This window comes from Caballeronia concitans (assembly GCF_001544615.1).
Taxonomy (GTDB): domain Bacteria; phylum Pseudomonadota; class Gammaproteobacteria; order Burkholderiales; family Burkholderiaceae; genus Caballeronia; species Caballeronia concitans.
In genome coordinates, this window is sequence record NZ_FCNV02000004.1 from 332,220 (window position 1) to 347,111 (window position 14,892).

The 14,892-nt window shown below is 62.8% G+C and carries 12 protein-coding genes; 6 read left to right on the forward strand and 6 right to left on the reverse strand.

The features are described 5' to 3' along the window. Positions 1 to 136 precede the first annotated feature (136 nt). The 6 genes from AWB72_RS13810 to kce all read right to left on the reverse strand — a co-directional run bounded on the left by AWB72_RS13810 (position 137) and on the right by kce (position 5,845). The gene (locus AWB72_RS13810) at positions 137 to 1,171 is read right to left on the reverse strand and encodes a PDDEXK nuclease domain-containing protein (RefSeq protein ID WP_040052596.1); all 1,035 of its coding nucleotides are present in this window, start codon (positions 1,169 to 1,171) and stop codon (positions 137 to 139) included. A 107-nt stretch (positions 1,172 to 1,278) separates the two neighbouring features. Beyond that, positions 1,279 to 1,701, reverse strand: a complete 423-nt coding sequence (locus AWB72_RS13815) for an NUDIX domain-containing protein (protein ID WP_040052597.1) — start codon at positions 1,699 to 1,701, stop codon at positions 1,279 to 1,281. A gap of 202 nt (positions 1,702 to 1,903) precedes the next feature. After that, positions 1,904 to 2,695, reverse strand: coding sequence for an SDR family oxidoreductase (locus AWB72_RS13820; RefSeq protein WP_040052598.1), 792 nt, complete (start codon positions 2,693 to 2,695; stop codon positions 1,904 to 1,906). Positions 2,696 to 2,723: 28 nt separating this feature from the next. Beyond that, positions 2,724 to 3,476, reverse strand: coding sequence for a beta-ketoacyl-ACP reductase (locus AWB72_RS13825; RefSeq protein WP_040052717.1), 753 nt, complete (start codon positions 3,474 to 3,476; stop codon positions 2,724 to 2,726). Between the two features lie 28 nt (positions 3,477 to 3,504). Further along, entirely contained in the window at positions 3,505 to 4,839 is a 1,335-nt protein-coding gene (locus AWB72_RS13830; protein ID WP_040052599.1) for an MFS transporter, read from the reverse strand. A gap of 67 nt (positions 4,840 to 4,906) precedes the next feature. Further along, positions 4,907 to 5,845 carry a 3,5-dioxohexanoate:acetyl-CoA acetone transferase gene (gene kce, locus AWB72_RS13835; protein ID WP_040052600.1) on the reverse strand — a complete coding sequence of 313 codons (939 nt, stop codon included), beginning with the start codon at positions 5,843 to 5,845 and terminating at the stop codon, positions 4,907 to 4,909. Positions 5,846 to 6,025: 180 nt separating this feature from the next. Here kce and AWB72_RS13840 point away from each other — a divergent pair, with 180 nt between their 5' ends. From AWB72_RS13840 to AWB72_RS13865, 6 genes are all read left to right on the forward strand, one after another. Further along, complete coding sequence (locus AWB72_RS13840; RefSeq protein WP_040052601.1) at positions 6,026 to 7,051, forward strand: AraC family transcriptional regulator; 1,026 nt, start codon at positions 6,026 to 6,028, stop codon at positions 7,049 to 7,051. 520 nt (positions 7,052 to 7,571) lie between these two features. After that, positions 7,572 to 9,818 carry a polysaccharide biosynthesis tyrosine autokinase gene (locus AWB72_RS13845; RefSeq protein ID WP_040052602.1) on the forward strand — a complete coding sequence of 749 codons (2,247 nt, stop codon included), beginning with the start codon at positions 7,572 to 7,574 and terminating at the stop codon, positions 9,816 to 9,818. Positions 9,819 to 9,933: 115 nt separating this feature from the next. Then, on the forward strand, positions 9,934 to 11,211 hold the full coding sequence (tviB, locus tag AWB72_RS13850; RefSeq protein ID WP_040052603.1) for a Vi polysaccharide biosynthesis UDP-N-acetylglucosamine C-6 dehydrogenase TviB: 1,278 nt from the start codon (positions 9,934 to 9,936) through the stop codon (positions 11,209 to 11,211). A 42-nt stretch (positions 11,212 to 11,253) separates the two neighbouring features. Beyond that, positions 11,254 to 12,339 (forward strand): SDR family oxidoreductase, encoded by a 1,086-nt coding sequence (locus AWB72_RS13855; RefSeq protein ID WP_040052718.1) that lies wholly within the window; start codon positions 11,254 to 11,256, stop codon positions 12,337 to 12,339. Positions 12,340 to 12,349: 10 nt separating this feature from the next. After that, entirely contained in the window at positions 12,350 to 13,720 is a 1,371-nt protein-coding gene (gene murJ / locus AWB72_RS13860; RefSeq protein ID WP_040052604.1) for a murein biosynthesis integral membrane protein MurJ, read from the forward strand. Continuing rightward, entirely contained in the window at positions 13,717 to 14,883 is a 1,167-nt protein-coding gene (locus AWB72_RS13865) for a glycosyltransferase family 4 protein (protein ID WP_084593090.1), read from the forward strand. Before murJ ends, AWB72_RS13865 begins: the two co-directional genes overlap by 4 nt. The last annotated feature ends 9 nt before the right edge of the window (positions 14,884 to 14,892 follow it).

Sequence of the window (14,892 nt, forward strand, 5' to 3'; positions counted from 1 at the left end):
CCTCGAGTTACAGGCATCGGGCAAGGTGTGCCGGACGAAAGGAGGGATTATCCAACAAGTTGGCATTGCTTCCCGAATTTCGCCCGATGAAAGCGCCCGCGTGCCGCAAACCGCAACGATGCCGACCGAAGCGGCCTCAGTCCGCGTCCTTGTCGAGCAATCTCGAACGCGCCGCTTCGATCGACTGATGCAGCTTCGCCTGCAGCGTTTCGCGCGGCGGCAGCACGGTCAGATATTCCGCCACGTGAATGCCGCTCTTGTTCAGCTCCAGCAGTTCGATCTGCTCCTGCTTCTTTCCCGCACACAGGATGATGCCGAGCGGCGGCAACTCGTCCGGTTCCTGTTCGTGCTTCGCGAGCCAGCGCAAATAGAGTTCCATCTGGCTCTTGTATTCGGCCTTGAACGCGCCGAGCTTCAGTTCGATGGCAACGAGCCGCCGCAGCTTGCGGTTATAGAACAGAAGGTCGATGTAGAAATCGTCCTCGTCGATCTGCAAGCGCTTCTGCCGCGCGACGAACGTGAAGCCGGCGCCAAGCTCCAGCAGAAATTGCTCCATCTCCCGAAGAATCGCGTCTTCGAGATCTTTTTCGAGGTAATGGTCGTTGAGCCCGAGAAAGTCGAGGACGTAGGGATCTTTCAGAAGGGTTTCGGGTGCGACGCGCCCTTCGTCGCGCATCACGGCGAGATCGTGCGCAATGGCGCCTTCCGGCTTGCGGGAGATGGCGCTGCGCTCGAACAGCATCGAATGGATGCGCTCCTGCAGCTGCCGCGACGACCAGCGCTCGACGCGCGCCAGTTCAATGTAAAAGTCGCGCTTGAGCGGGTCGTCTATATAGATGAGCGTCTTGAGATGCGTCCAGCTCAATTGTCTCCGCACTGCGGAGACACTTTCCTCGTCGGCGAAGACTTCGGCGAGCCGGATGCAATGGCGCAGTTGCTTGTCGCTCCAGCCGCGTCCATAACGCTCGCTGAGTTCGCGCGCCAGCGTCGCGACGATCTGGCGGCCGTATTCCGCGCGTGCGCCGCGCAGGACTTCCGCCCGGACGCGGTTGCCGACTTGCCAGTAGAGCAGCGTCAGTTCCGCGTTGACGGCGGCGGCCGCGCGTTCGCGGGCTGAATCGATCAGCCGCCTGACTTCGTCGAAGAGCGATGAAGGAATGAGGTCGGTCATATTGGACGTTGGGATCGGCGGCGATGAATGTCTCCGCGCCGCGGAGACAATTGCCCGCGCGGTGCGTTGCATCGCGCAAAAGCCGATCGTAGCGCAAAGCGCCGTCCTCAGAAGCCGGGCGACGCCCCCGCGCCGTCGCGCCAGTCGGATCGCGACACCGTGCCCGTGCCGCCCGCCGCGCGCCCGAGAATCGCCCGCGTGCCCGGCGTCACCGACATCGTCGCGAGCTGCGAGAGTTCGACCCAGCGCACTTCCTCGATTCCCGCACGCACGTTCGCACGCGGACGGACCTCAGGCGGAATCGCCACGCGAAAGACCTGATGCATGTGATGCGCCGACACATGCTGCCACAGGAACGCAGCCGCGTTCGCTTCGACGCACGTTTCCTCGTGCAGTTCGCGAATGGCGGCGGCCATCGCCAGTTCGCCGGGGCGCAGATCGCCGCCCGGCAGAAACCACGGGCCGCCGCGCTCCTTCACCAGCAGCACTGCGCGATGACGAACCAGCAGCACCGTTGCCCGAACCCTCATGCCCCCGTCTCCAATATGAAATGCCGCGCCGATGTGCAAACGCGTGCGGCGGTGTCTGCCAGCGCCACGCGCCCTTATGGTCAAATTCTTGTAACGCATAAAGGGCGCAGGGCGCAATCGGTTACACCGCTATTTCGGCATATCGAATGCGAAGTTGAGGGGTTTCGTCGTGCTATCGAATGGTATGACGTTTGATGCTGCGTCAGAGATATTCGACGTTGCCGTCCACGCTGATTGCCTGCCCGGTCACGTTGCGCGCCGCCGGCGATGCGAGGAACAGCGTCATGGCGGCGATGTCGTCGACCGTGACCATGCGGCGCAGCGAGATGCGCTTCAAATAGTCGTCGCGCATTTCGTCGAACGTGATGCCGAGCGATTCCGCGCGGGCCGCGATCACGCGATTCATGCGCTCGCCTTCCACGACGCCGGGAAGAATCGCGTTGACGCGGATATCGCTCGGGCCGAGTTCGACGGCCAGCGACTTCACGAGTCCGACGATCGCCCATTTCGTCGCCGCGTAGGGCGTGCGAAACGCATAGCCGAGCCGCCCCGCCACCGACGCCATCGCGATGATGCCCGCGCGATCCGACGTCTCCTTCAGCACCGGAACCGCGCGGCGCAGGAAGTAGAACTGGCTGTTCAGATTCGTCGTGATCGTGCGTTCCCATTGCGCCGGGTCCATGTCCTCGACCGCGCCCGTCGGCCCCGCGATGCCCGCGTTGTTCACGAGCAGATCGAGTCCGCCGAGCGCGCGGCGTGCATCTTCGATGACCGCATCCACCTGTCCGATGTTCGCGACATCCGCGACGCTCGCGTGCAATCGCGGCTGCGCGGCCTTGGCCTGCTCCACCGCCGACGCATCGACGTCGCAGATGAAGACCTGCGCGTCCGCCTGAATGAACGCCTCTGCAATCGCCGCGCCGATACCGCTCGCCGCGCCGGACACGACCACGCGCAGTCCCGGCGCGGGCTTCAATAGATCGAACGTGTTCATGCTTCTTCCGTTGAATGGCTGCGCGGCGTCACAGCGTCATGCCGCCCGATGCCTCGATGACCGCGCCGTTGATATAGCTCGCTTCGTCGCTAGCGAGAAACGCATAGATGTTCGCGATTTCCTCCGGCTTGCCGAGGCGTCCGAGCGGCACTTGTGCGCGCATTTTCGCGAGGACGTCGTCGGGAATCGTGGCGAGGATCGGGGTATCGATGAAACCCGGCGCGACCGCGTTCACGCGCACGCCCTTCGGCCCCAGTTCGCGGCTCCAGGTCTTCGTGAAGCCGATCACGCCGAACTTCGCGGCCGCGTAGTTGGTCTGCCCGAAGTTGCCGTAGATGCCGACCACCGAACTCGCGTTCAGGATCACGCCCGAACCCTGCGCGACCATGTGGTCCGCGACCGCCTGCGTCGCATGGAACACGGCGCGCAGATTCACGTCGATGACCGCATCGAACTGTTCGATCGTCATCTTCTGCAGGCGCGCGTCTCGCGTGATGCCCGCGTTGTTCACGAGCACGTCGATTCTTCCGTGACGCTCGCGCACCGTCGCCACCATCTCGTCCACGCGCGCGCGATCCGACATGTCGATGCAAAACGCGCTCGCTTCACCGCCCGCTTCATGGCCCGCTTCACGGCATGCATCGGCGACGCGCGTGAGCGCATCGTGGTTCAGATCGCACGCCGCGACGATCGCGCCTTCGCGTGCGAACTTCAATGCCGTCGCCGCGCCGATGCCCTGTGCCGCGCCCGTGATGATCGCTACTTTTCCCTTTAGCCGCATTGTCTCGACCTTCTTGTTGTTGATGGATTCATGAATGCGCGCCCGCCGCCGCGCCGACCGCCGGCCGCGGAGCCGCCTCGCGCCGGATCGCGCGAGCAAGCAAGGGTACCAGCAGCAGGCCGAGCACCGAAGCGGCGACGATCACCATGAAGCCCGAATCGCTGCGGCCCGTCGCCGTTTCGGTCATGCCGAAGAGATACGGTCCGACGAATCCCCCGATCAGCCCGATCGTGTTGATGAACGCGAGCCCCGCCGCGGCCTGGATGCCTTGCAGACGCTTCATCGCGATGGCCCAGTACGAGGGCAGCACCCCGCCCGCGAAGAACGCCGTCACCGCGAGAAGCACCATGCGCGCCACCGGGCTTGCCGTCGCGACGAACGCGCATGCGCCCGCCACGAGTCCCGCTGTGAGCACGCCGAGATACATGCAGTCGTTTCCATATCGACGATGAATGCGCGGAAGCACGAGCACGCCCAGCAGGAAGCCGACACCCACGCTGCTCGACAGCAGGCCGACGATGAACGGCGTCTTGACGTGCATCTGCTGGATCATCGCGGGCGTGAAGAAGTACAGCCCGACAAACGCCACCTGATTCAGAAAATAGATGAGGCCGATGAGCACGGTCGTCGGACGCTTGAGCGCGGCGATCCAGTCGGCGGACGTGAGTTCGGGATGACCGTGTGCGTCGATCACGGCGCGCTGCTCCAGCACATCGATTTCATTCTTCGCGAGCCAGCGCGCATTGCGCGGACGTTCGGGCAGCTTGAAGAACAGCACCACGCCGACGATGATGCTCGGAATGCCTTCGATCATGAACATCCATTGCCAGCCGTGCAGCCCGCCGATGCCGCCCAGTTGCATGAGCGCGCCGCCGAGCGGGTTGCCGAGCATGAGCGCAAGCGCGGGCGCGGTGTAGATCCAGCCCACGGCAACGGGCCGGTCGTTCGGCGCGAACCACAGCGTGACCATGTACATCAACGCGGGAAAAAGCCCGGCTTCCGCGATGCCGAGCAGCACGCGCAGCACATAGAACGACCACGGGCCCTGCACGAACATCATCGCGGTGGAGAGAATGCCCCACGTCACCGCGATGCGCGCGATCCACCGTCGCGGTCCCACGCGATGCGCGGCCAGATTGCTCGGCACTTCGAGCAGCGCATAGCCGATGAAGAAGATGCCCGAGCCGAGTCCGAACGCCGCCGCGCTGATGCCAACATCGACCGCGAGTTGCGCTTTCGCGAGCGCGACGTTCGTGCGGTCGAGGAACGACATGAAGTAGATCGCGCACATCAGCGGAATGAGGCGCAGCATCGCCTTGCGTGTCGCGATGCGGTGAGTTTCGTCGATCGATAGCGATGTCATGGTGTCTCCATATGTGTCTTTATCGTTATGTCGATGTCACGTCATGGCGTGGCATTAAGGCGTGACTTCAGGGCGTCACTTCGTGGCGGCCCTTGAGGCCGAGCATGGCGCGCACTTCGTCGGGCGTCGCGATCTCGAACGAAAGCTCTTCGAGAATCCGCCTGATCTTGCGCACCTGCTGCGCATTCGATTCGGCCTTCACGCCCTTCGCGATATACACGCTGTCTTCGAGTCCGACGCGCACATTGCCGCCCATGATCGCGCTCATGGTAACGAGCGACATTTGATGACGGCCCGCGCCGAGCACCGAGAAGTGATAGTTGTCGCGTCCGAAGAGGCGGTCCGCGGTCGAACGCATCACGGTCATGTTCTCCGGGTCCGCGCCCATGCCGCCCAGTATCCCGAACACGGACTGAATGAAGAACGGCGGCTTCACGAGCCCTTCATCGACGAAATGCGCGAGATTGTAGAGATGCCCGAGGTCGTAGCACTCGAACTCGAAGCGCGTGCCCTTGCCGCCGAGTTCGAGCATGATGTGCTTGATGTCCTTGAAGGTGTTGCGGAAGATCATGTCTTCCATGCCTTCCACATAGTCCTTCTCCCAGCCATAGCGCCACGACTGAATCTTCGCGGCGACCGGATGAATCGAGAAGTTCATCGAGCCCATGTTGAGCGAGCACATCTCCGGCTGCGCGAGCAACGGATACGCGAGGCGTTCGGCAAGCGTCATGCGCGTGCTGCCGCCTGTCGTGATGTTGATGACGGCATCGGTCGCTTCGGCGATTTCCGGCACGAACTGGCGGAAGATCTCGGGGCTCGGCGTGGGGCGTCCGTCTTGCGGATCGCGCGCGTGAAGATGGATGATCGCCGCGCCGGCCTCTGCGGCTTCGATGGCCTGCGTGCGGATATCGGATGGCGTGAGCGGCAGATACTCCGACATCGACGGAACGTGCGTGGCCCCTGTGACCGCGCACGAAATGATGACCTTGCGGCCTGTGGTATTCATCTGGCGTCTCTCTATGTCCAATGTACGTGCCGCGTCCGGATTCCCGCGCGGCATCTTGTGAGAGCGATATTAGTGGGATAGCATCCGGCCCGTAAGGTCATTTTCGGACAGGCGCGAGTCCCCGGAGGACAACGCCAAGAGCACGCAAGAGCAACGCAAACAGCACGCGAAGAGGATGCCGTGGCCACGAGCCGCCCGCCGTATAACGAGCGCATGTACGCGCCATACAAGATCGCCGCGCTGGTGGAAGTGCTGGCGGAACAGGGCATCGCGCCCGCCGACAGTCTGCGCGGCACCGGCGTGAATCCCGATCAGATCTACGATGCCTCCGTGCTCACGTCGGTCGCGCAATATGCAACCGTATGCAGGAACGCGGTCTCGCAATCATGCGATCCCGCCACGCCGTTCAAGGTCGGCATGCGGCTGCATCTTTCCGCATACGGCATGTATGGCTACGCGCTCATGTCATGCCTTTCGCTGCGCGAGTACTTCAAGCTGGGCGTGAAGTATCACAGTCTCGCGACGCCCACGGTCACGATCGAATGGACGGAGTATCCGGACCGCATGGTGTGGACGTTTCCGGATGCGTTCGTGTCGAGCCCGTCGCGCGAGTTGCGCGAGTTCATCATCGAGCAGCAATACACGCAGCATGTGACGCATCTTCAGGATGTCGCCGGCAGCGCGTGTCCGCCGGTCAAGGCGTGCTTCTCGTATCCCGCGCCCGCGCATGCGGACATTTATTCGCAATATCTGGGTTGCCCCTGCTTCTTCGATCAGCCGCAATGCGAGCTCGTCTATGACAGCGCGATACTCGACCGCAAGCCGCAACTCGCACACAAGCTCACGGCCACGCTGCTGCAGGAAACATGCGACAGGCTGATCGGCCAGGCGAAGACATCGACCGGCGTGGCCGGCGAGGTCTATCAGATTTTGATGAGCACGCCCGGCACGTTCGCCGGCATGGAAGCAGTGGCGCAGTCACTGCACATGACGACGCGCACCTTGCGGCGGCGTCTCGAAGCGGAAGACACGTCGTTTCTCGCCATCGTGGATGACGTGCGCCGCTCGCTCGCGCTGGAGTATCTGAAGACGACGAAGATGAGCACCGACGATATCGCGATGCTCCTCGGCTTCAGCGACGCCGCCAACTTTCGCCGCGCACTGAAGCGCTGGACGGGCAAAGGTCCGGGCGAATTGCGGCGTTGAAGCGCCGGTACGCTGCTGCCGAAGCGCTCGCGCTCGCTGTCTTGCAATCGAACGGCTCGATGGTGCGCGCGGCTATGGTTCTCGTGTTCATACAGACTCCGATGTTCAAGTGCATTCCACACCCGAATCTCCGCCGACACCGGACTCATTTGCGCACACCTGTTCGATTCGCAGCCCGTTTCATATGGACGACGAAACCTCGATTGGTTAGATGGAATGAGGGATACGGACAAACACGGATAAAGGCGCGCTTGCCGCCACGACGCGGAATAGATTAGGCATACGCACGTTATTCAATTTCGTCAGAAAAATTTCACTCGCGACGTCGAACCGCGGGCCGCAATGTGGCCTTCCGCGCATACCGGAAAAAAGCAGGCTGATACGGTTTCACCACGCGCAATTCTCTCTCACGCATCCGGGTTGCGATCCTCTGCTTTCCTTATGAACGATCTTGGAAAGCCCTAACAGCATGTCTGCCCAATCCGTTTGAGCCAACCACACGCGCCGGGGCCTGCTTAACATGATTTCCAAAGTCAAAACGTATGACGAAGCCGTTGCGGAAAACGGCGACGAAATTCCGTTTGCTTCGCTAATCGATACAGTCATCAACCATCGCGTGCTCATTGCAATGGTGGTGACGTTCACCCTGCTGCTCGGCGCCGCGTATGCCTATCTGAGTCCGCCCATCTTTCAGTCCGCGATTCTCATCAAGGTCGAGGACAACAAGGACGTATCGAATTCGCGTCCCGGCGATCCGTTGAGCAACATGCTGCCGACGCTGGACGATCGTTCGTCCGCTGAAGGCGAGATGCAGGTGATCGGCTCGAAGCTCGTCGTCTCGCGCGCCGTCGATGCGCTCAAGCTCTATATCAGCGCCTATCCGCGGCGCTTTCCGGTGATCGGCAACCGGCTCGCGCATCACGACGGCCAGCTTTCGGAGCCGGGACTCTTCGGCTTCGGCGACTACGCGTGGGGCGACGAGTCCATCAGCGTTCCCGACTTCGACGTGCCGCGCCAACTGGAAGGCGTGAAGTTCACCGTGACCGCACGCAAGGACGGGCAATATGAACTGAGCAATGCCGCGCTCGGCACGCCGGTCGTCGGCACCGTGGGCGAAGTGCTGCTCGTGCAGACCTCGAAAGGTCCGGTGCGGCTGCTCGTGACCTCGCTGAAAGGCAATCCAGGCGTCGGCTTCGATGTCGTTCATTACTCGCGGCAGTTGACCATCGACGCGATTCAGAGCCAGTTGAAGATCACCGAGCAGGGCAACAAGTCGAGCGTGCTCAAGGTGACGCTCGAAAGCGCGGACCCCGTGCAAGTGGCCGCGACCATCAACGAGATCGGGCGTCAATATGTCAGGCTCAACGGCGACCGCAAGGCGGTGATCGCGGAGAACTCGCTGACCTATCTGCAGCGGCAGTTGCCCGTGCTCAAACGTCAGATGGAAGACGCGGAGAATGCGTACAACTCGTATCGCGACAAGAACGCGATGCTGGATACCGACGAAACGAATCGCCTGATTCTGAAGCAGACCGCCGATGCGAACGCGCAACTGCTGTCGTTGCGTCACACGCGCGATGACCTGGCGACCACGTTCTCCAACGCGCATCCGAGAATCACGTCGATCGACAAGCAGATCGCGGCAACCGAGCAGTTCCTGGCCAAGCTGAACGACCGCACCCGTTCCATGCCGATGGAAGAGCAAGGCGCGCTGCGTCTCTTGCGCAACGTCCGCGTCAGCACGGACCTTTACACGGCGCTGCGCAACAACATCGAAGAGATGATGCTGATCAAGGCGGGCAAGGCGGCGTCCGTTCAGTTGATCGATACCGCCGACGTGCCCGAGCTGCCCGTGAAGCCGATCAAATGGCTCGCGTTCGCCATTGCGCTCGCGCTGGGGCTCTTCCTGGCCGTGGGCCTTGCGATGCTGCTCGACCGCATCTTCCGAGGCGTGACCGACACGCAAGAGATCGAGATCGAAACGGGCCTGAGCGTGTTCGCGACCATTCCGCAGAGCGCGCGTCAGCCTGCGCTTTCGAGCGTCGTCAACGGCACGGCGCCGCGTCAGGCCGTGCTCGCGGCGCAGTTCCCCAAGGACCCGACGGTCGAAGCGTTGCGCATCCTGCGTTCGGCGCTGCAGTTCACGCTCGTCGGCGCGCGCAACAACGTCGTGATGATCGCGGGGCCGCTGCCCGGCGTCGGCAAGTCGTTCCTTTCGGCGAATCTCGCCACGGTGCTCGCATCGGGCGGCACGCGCGTGCTTCTCATCGATGCGGACCTTCGCAAAGGCTATCTGCATCGGCAATTCGGCATCGAGCAAGGGCCGGGACTCGCGAACATTCTGCTCGGCACGCATACGCTCGATGCCTCGATTCATCGCGACGTATTGCCGAATCTCGACGTGCTGCAAGGCGGTCCGTATCCGACGAGTCCCGCCGAGCTGCTGTTGGGCGCGAAGTATCGCGAGGTGATTCAGGAAGCGTCCTCGCTGTACGACATCGTGCTCGTCGATGCGCCGGCCGTGCTCGCCGTATCCGATGCGGGCGCGATTGCGCCGGCGGCAGGCTCGATCTTCCTCGTGGGCCTTTATGGGCAAACGCGCGTGGGCGAAATCAAGGAGTCGATGAAGCGGCTCAATCAGACGGGCGCGCGCGTGACCGGCGTGCTGCTCAACGGCGTCTCGCTGCATACGGCGAACAAGGCGCTTGCAGGACGCTACGGCAGCAGCGCTTACGTCGCGCATAACTACGAATCCACGCCGGAATAAGCGTCGAATAAGCGTCGAATAAGCGTCGAATAAGTGTCGAATAAGCGCAGCATGCGCAGTCGAAACACACGGCGGTATCCGCCCTTCGCGTTGCTTCGAGACTGGAGAGATCTTCATGCGTTCGCTTACTGATCAAAAAATTGCCGTGATCGGCCTGGGCTACGTGGGCCTGCCGCTCGCCGTCGAATTCAGCAAGCATCATGCGGTGGTGGGTTTCGATGTGAACCGTCATCGCATCGACTCGCTGCGCGAAGGACACGACGCGACGCTCGAAGTCGCCGACGAGGAACTGCGCGCGGCGCAATCGCTCGTCTTCACCGACGAGCCCGCGGCGCTCAAGGACTGCACCGTGTTCATCGCGACCGTGCCGACGCCCATCGATCGCCACAAGCGCCCGGACCTCGGCATGCTGTTGCGCGCAAGCGAAACCATCGGTTCGGCGCTCAAGCCCGGCGATGTCGTGATCTACGAATCGACCGTCTATCCCGGCGTGACCGAGGAAGAATGCGTGCCCGTGCTCGAACGCGTGTCGGGCTTGCGCTTCAATGTCGATTTCTTCGCGGGCTATAGCCCCGAGCGCATCAATCCGGGCGACAAGCTGCATCGCCTGCCCGACATCAAGAAGGTCACGTCCGGCTCGACGCCCGAAGTGGCCGACGCCGTCGACGCGCTCTATCGCCAGATCATCACGGCGGGCACGCACAAGGCCAGCAGCATTCGCGTGGCCGAAGCGGCGAAGGCTATCGAGAACACGCAGCGCGACGTGAACATCGCGCTCGTCAACGAGCTGTCGATCATCTTCAACAAGATGGGCATCGACACCGAAGCCGTGTTGCTCGCGGCGGGCACGAAGTGGAACTTCCTCAACTTCAGGCCGGGACTCGTGGGCGGGCATTGCATCGGCGTGGATCCGTACTATCTGACGCACATGGCGCAATCCATCGGCTATAACCCCGAGATCATTCTCGCGGGCCGCCGGCTGAACGACAGCATGGGCAGCTATGCGGTCTCGCAACTCGTCAAGGCGATGACGAAGGCGCGCATCTATATTCCCGGCGCGCGCGTGCTCGTGATGGGTCTCGCGTTCAAGGAGAACTGCCCCGACATGCGCAATTCGCGCGTCGTTGATATCGTCAACGAACTGAAGCAATACGGCACTAACGTCGACGTCTACGATCCCTGGATCTCGCGCGAAGACGCGTTCCACGAGTACGGCATCCAGCCGATCGAGGCGCCAGCCAAAGGCATGTACGACGCGATCGTGCTCGCGGTGTCGCATCGCGAGTTTGCCGAGATGGGTGCGGACGCGCTGCATGCGTTCGGCAAGGACCAGCATGTCGTGTACGACCTGAAATATGTGCTGCCCGCCGATGCAAGCGATCTTCGCCTGTGATCGCTGCTCATGACACGCTCGCGATCCGCGCTGGAGAACCCGATGCCCGACCGATACGAATCCGTGTGCGAAGCATTGCGCGCGCATCCGCAAACATGGCTGATCACCGGCGTGGCGGGCTTCATCGGCTCGAACCTGCTGGAAGCGCTGCTATCGCTGGATCAGCATGTGGTCGGCCTCGACAACTTCGCGACGGGACATCAGCGCAATCTCGACGAAGTGCGCGGGATTGTCGGTGATAAGCAATGGCGGCGCTTTCGCTTCATTGAAGGCGACATCCGCAACATGGACGATTGCCGCGCCGCGCTGCATGGCGTGGATCACGTGCTGCACGAAGCCGCGCTCGGTTCGGTGCCGCGTTCGGTGCGCGATCCCATCGCAACGCACGACGTGAATCTCAGCGGCTTTCTCAACATACTGTGCGCCGCGCGCGATGCGAAGGTCCAGAGCTTCACGTATGCGGCATCCAGCTCGACTTATGGTGATCATCCCGGCCTGCCGAAAGTGGAAGACCGCATCGGCCAGCCGCTTTCGCCCTATGCGGTGACGAAGTACGCCAACGAACTGTACGCATCCGTGTTCGCGCGCGCGTATGACTTTCATGCGACCGGGCTGCGCTACTTCAATGTGTTCGGCAAGCGGCAGGACCCCGAAGGCGCGTATGCAGCGGTCATTCCGAAATGGACCGCCGCGCTCATCGAAGACGAGACCATCACCATCAATGGCGATGGCGAAACGAGCCGCGACTTCTGTTTCATCGACAACGTGGTGCAGGTGAACATTCTTGCGGCCAAGGCGGCGCAGGAAGCAAGGGGACAGGTGTACAACGTCGCGGTCGGCGACCGCACGACGCTCAGGCAGTTATACGAAGAACTCAAGCGGGCACTCGCGAGACATGGGATCGAGAGCCGCCGGGACGCCGTGTACGGGCCGTTCCGCGCGGGGGACGTGCGCCATTCGCAAGCCGATGTGTCCAAGGCCGAGCAGCTGCTCGGTTATGGGCGCAAGGTAGTCTTCGCGGACGGCATCGAAAAGGCCATGCCGTGGTATATCCGCTTCCTTTCCGAACAAGCTGACCGCGAGCCAATCAGCGCATCCGCGCTTTCGGCCGCACGCAGCGGGACATGAGGCAGATGCGTTGATTTCCCAATTCGCTGCACTGAGAGACCGTCTTCTGCAGCTTCACCCCGATCATCTGCGCGCGGCGCGCGGCATGGCGAGGGTGGCCATTTTCGTTCTGCTCGGGCGATGCGCGGGCGCGGCCAAGGAGATGGTCATCGCGTATCGCTACGGCATCAGCAACGTGGTCGATGCGTATCAGATCACGCTGACGCTCGTCTCGTGGCTGCCCGCCGCATGCTCGGCCGTGTTCGCCATCGTGCTCGTGCCGATGTTCGTCGATCTGCGCAGGGAGTCCGTCGAGGAAGAAACGCGCTTTCTCGGCGAACTGGTCGCATGGGCGATGCTCGTCGGCCTGATGTTCACGGCGATCATCTATCTCGTCTGGCCTTATGTCCTGCACTTCATGGCGGGCAATCTGTCGGCGCAGACGCGGGACATGGCGCATCACATGATGGTGGTGATGGCGCCCATCGGCGTGCTCATCATGGTGGTCACCGCTTACTCCACGCGCCTGCAATCGCGCGAACGCCACATCGCGACACTGCTCGACGGCCTGCCCGCCGTCATGACGCTGCTGCTCGTTCTCTTCGTCACCGACAAGACCGCGATGGTGCCGCTCATGTACGGCACGCTGATCGGCTATATCGCGCTCGTGCTCGTGCTGTGGCCGCTCGCGGGCAAGGTCGACGGCAAGTACAGCCGCCTGAGCCTCACGTTCACCTCGCGCCGCTGGCAGCCCATCTATCACGCGGTGCGTGTGTTCATGCTCGGGCAACTCGTGGTGTGCTGCTCGCCCGCACTCGATCAGTATTTCGTCGCGCATCTGGGCGATGGCGCCGTCGCCACGCTCGGCTATGCGAACCGCGTGTTCGGCTTGCTGTTGAGCATGGGCGCGCTTGCCATCGCGCAGGGCACGCTGCCGGTGCTGTCCGACATTCTCGGCAAGGACGACATCAACCGCGCGCGCCACACTGCGTTTCTGTGGTCCCTGATGGCGCTCGGCGCGGGAGCGGTGGCCGCGCTCATCACGTATCCGCTTGCGCCGTGGATCGTCGAAGTGCTGTTCCAGCGCGGCGCGTTCACCGCGCAGAACACCGTGCTCGTGGCCGACCTCATGCGTTATGCGCTGGTGCAGTTGCCGTTCTACTTCGCCGCGCTCGTGACGATGAACCTGCTCTCGGTCGAGGGCCGCTACAAGGACATGGCTATCGTGACCGCGCTCGGCTTCGCGGTGAAGGTGGTCGCCAATGCGGTGCTCACGCGCTGGATCGGCATGCCGGGCGTGCTCGTCGGAACCGGCATGATGCACGCGACGGTGTTCGTCGTGTCGATGATGATCACGCGGCGGGTGCCGCCTGCAAATCTCACGGGAGGACCGGTTCGATGAACATCACGCTGCTCGTGAGCTCGATGGGAAGCGGCGGCGCCGAGCGCGTCGCGGCCACGCTCGTCAACGCATGGAGCGAACGCGGCGACAACGTCACGCTCGTCGCCACATACAGCCGAAAGCGCGCGTGCTTCTACGCGCTGTCGGACAAGGTGCGCTTCATCCATCTTGCCGATCGCGTCGGCAAGAGACGCGTCGGTGTGATCGGCTATGTCGAACGCCAGTTGGCCTTGCGCGCGTTTATCCGCGAAAGCCGGCCGGATGTCGTTGTCTCGTTCCTCTACAACGTGAACGTGGCGAGCGTGCTCGCGACGGTCGGCCAGCGCGTGCCGCTCATCGTGTGCGAGCACAACGATCCTTCCGCCGATGGCCGCTCGCCGTTCTGGAATCTGGCGACGCGCATCGCCTATCCGTATGCCGACGCCGTGACGGTGCTCACCGAGAACGTCGTGAAGCCGTTTCGCGCGATGATACCGCGCGTGCGGCACATGGCGGTCATGCCGAATCCATTGCCGCCGGAACTGTTCTCGCAACCCGCGCCCGCTGCGAGCACGGACGCGCGCATGCGCCTCGTTTCGTTCGGGCGGCTGCATCCGCAAAAGAACTACGGATTACTTATCGATTCGTTTGCGTCCATTGCGAAGCGTTTTCCCCAATGGGATCTCACCATATGGGGCGAAGGCGCGGAGCGCGCGGCATTGCAGGCGCGGATCGACCAACACGGGCTGAACGAGCGCGTGTTCATGCCGGGCGTGACCAGCGAACCGTGGATGGAAATGCGGCGCGCGCAGGCTTTCGTGATGTCGTCGCGCTTCGAGGGCTTCGGGCTCGCGCTTGCCGAGAGCATGGCGCTGGGCGTGCCGGCGGTGGCCGTCGATTGTCCGAGCGGTCCGCGCGACATCACACGCGATGGCGAAGATGCGCTGCTCGTGCCGCCGAACGATCGCGACGCGCTCGCCGCCGCATTGACGCGTCTCCTCGGCGACGAAGCCCTGCGCGCGGAACTCGCACGCAAAGGCGCGGAGTCGATTCGCGAGCGATACGCCGTCAGCGCGATCCTTCGCCTATGGGACGACCTGTTCGCACACATCGGCGTCTGCACGGCCGATGCGCAACAACCCGTGAAGCATCGCGTGCGGAATCATCAGCGTCAGGCGCTTTGACAGGAGATG

Excerpts from the sequence above, each read along its gene's own strand:
- AWB72_RS13865 (WP_084593090.1), top strand. The coding sequence starts at position 13,717 with ATGAACATCACGCTGCTCGTGAGCTCGATGGGAAGCGGCGGCGCCGAG.
- AWB72_RS13815 (WP_040052597.1), bottom strand. The coding sequence starts at position 1,701 with ATGAGGGTTCGGGCAACGGTGCTGCTGGTTCGTCATCGCGCAGTGCTG.
- AWB72_RS13845 (WP_040052602.1), top strand. The coding sequence starts at position 7,572 with ATGATTTCCAAAGTCAAAACGTATGACGAAGCCGTTGCGGAAAACGGC.
- AWB72_RS13825 (WP_040052717.1), bottom strand. The coding sequence starts at position 3,476 with ATGCGGCTAAAGGGAAAAGTAGCGATCATCACGGGCGCGGCACAGGGC.
- AWB72_RS13820 (WP_040052598.1), bottom strand. The coding sequence starts at position 2,695 with ATGAACACGTTCGATCTATTGAAGCCCGCGCCGGGACTGCGCGTGGTC.
- kce (WP_040052600.1), bottom strand. The coding sequence starts at position 5,845 with ATGAATACCACAGGCCGCAAGGTCATCATTTCGTGCGCGGTCACAGGG.
- AWB72_RS13810 (WP_040052596.1), bottom strand. The coding sequence starts at position 1,171 with ATGACCGACCTCATTCCTTCATCGCTCTTCGACGAAGTCAGGCGGCTG.
- tviB (WP_040052603.1), top strand. The coding sequence starts at position 9,934 with ATGCGTTCGCTTACTGATCAAAAAATTGCCGTGATCGGCCTGGGCTAC.
- AWB72_RS13830 (WP_040052599.1), bottom strand. The coding sequence starts at position 4,839 with ATGACATCGCTATCGATCGACGAAACTCACCGCATCGCGACACGCAAG.
- AWB72_RS13855 (WP_040052718.1), top strand. The coding sequence starts at position 11,254 with ATGCCCGACCGATACGAATCCGTGTGCGAAGCATTGCGCGCGCATCCG.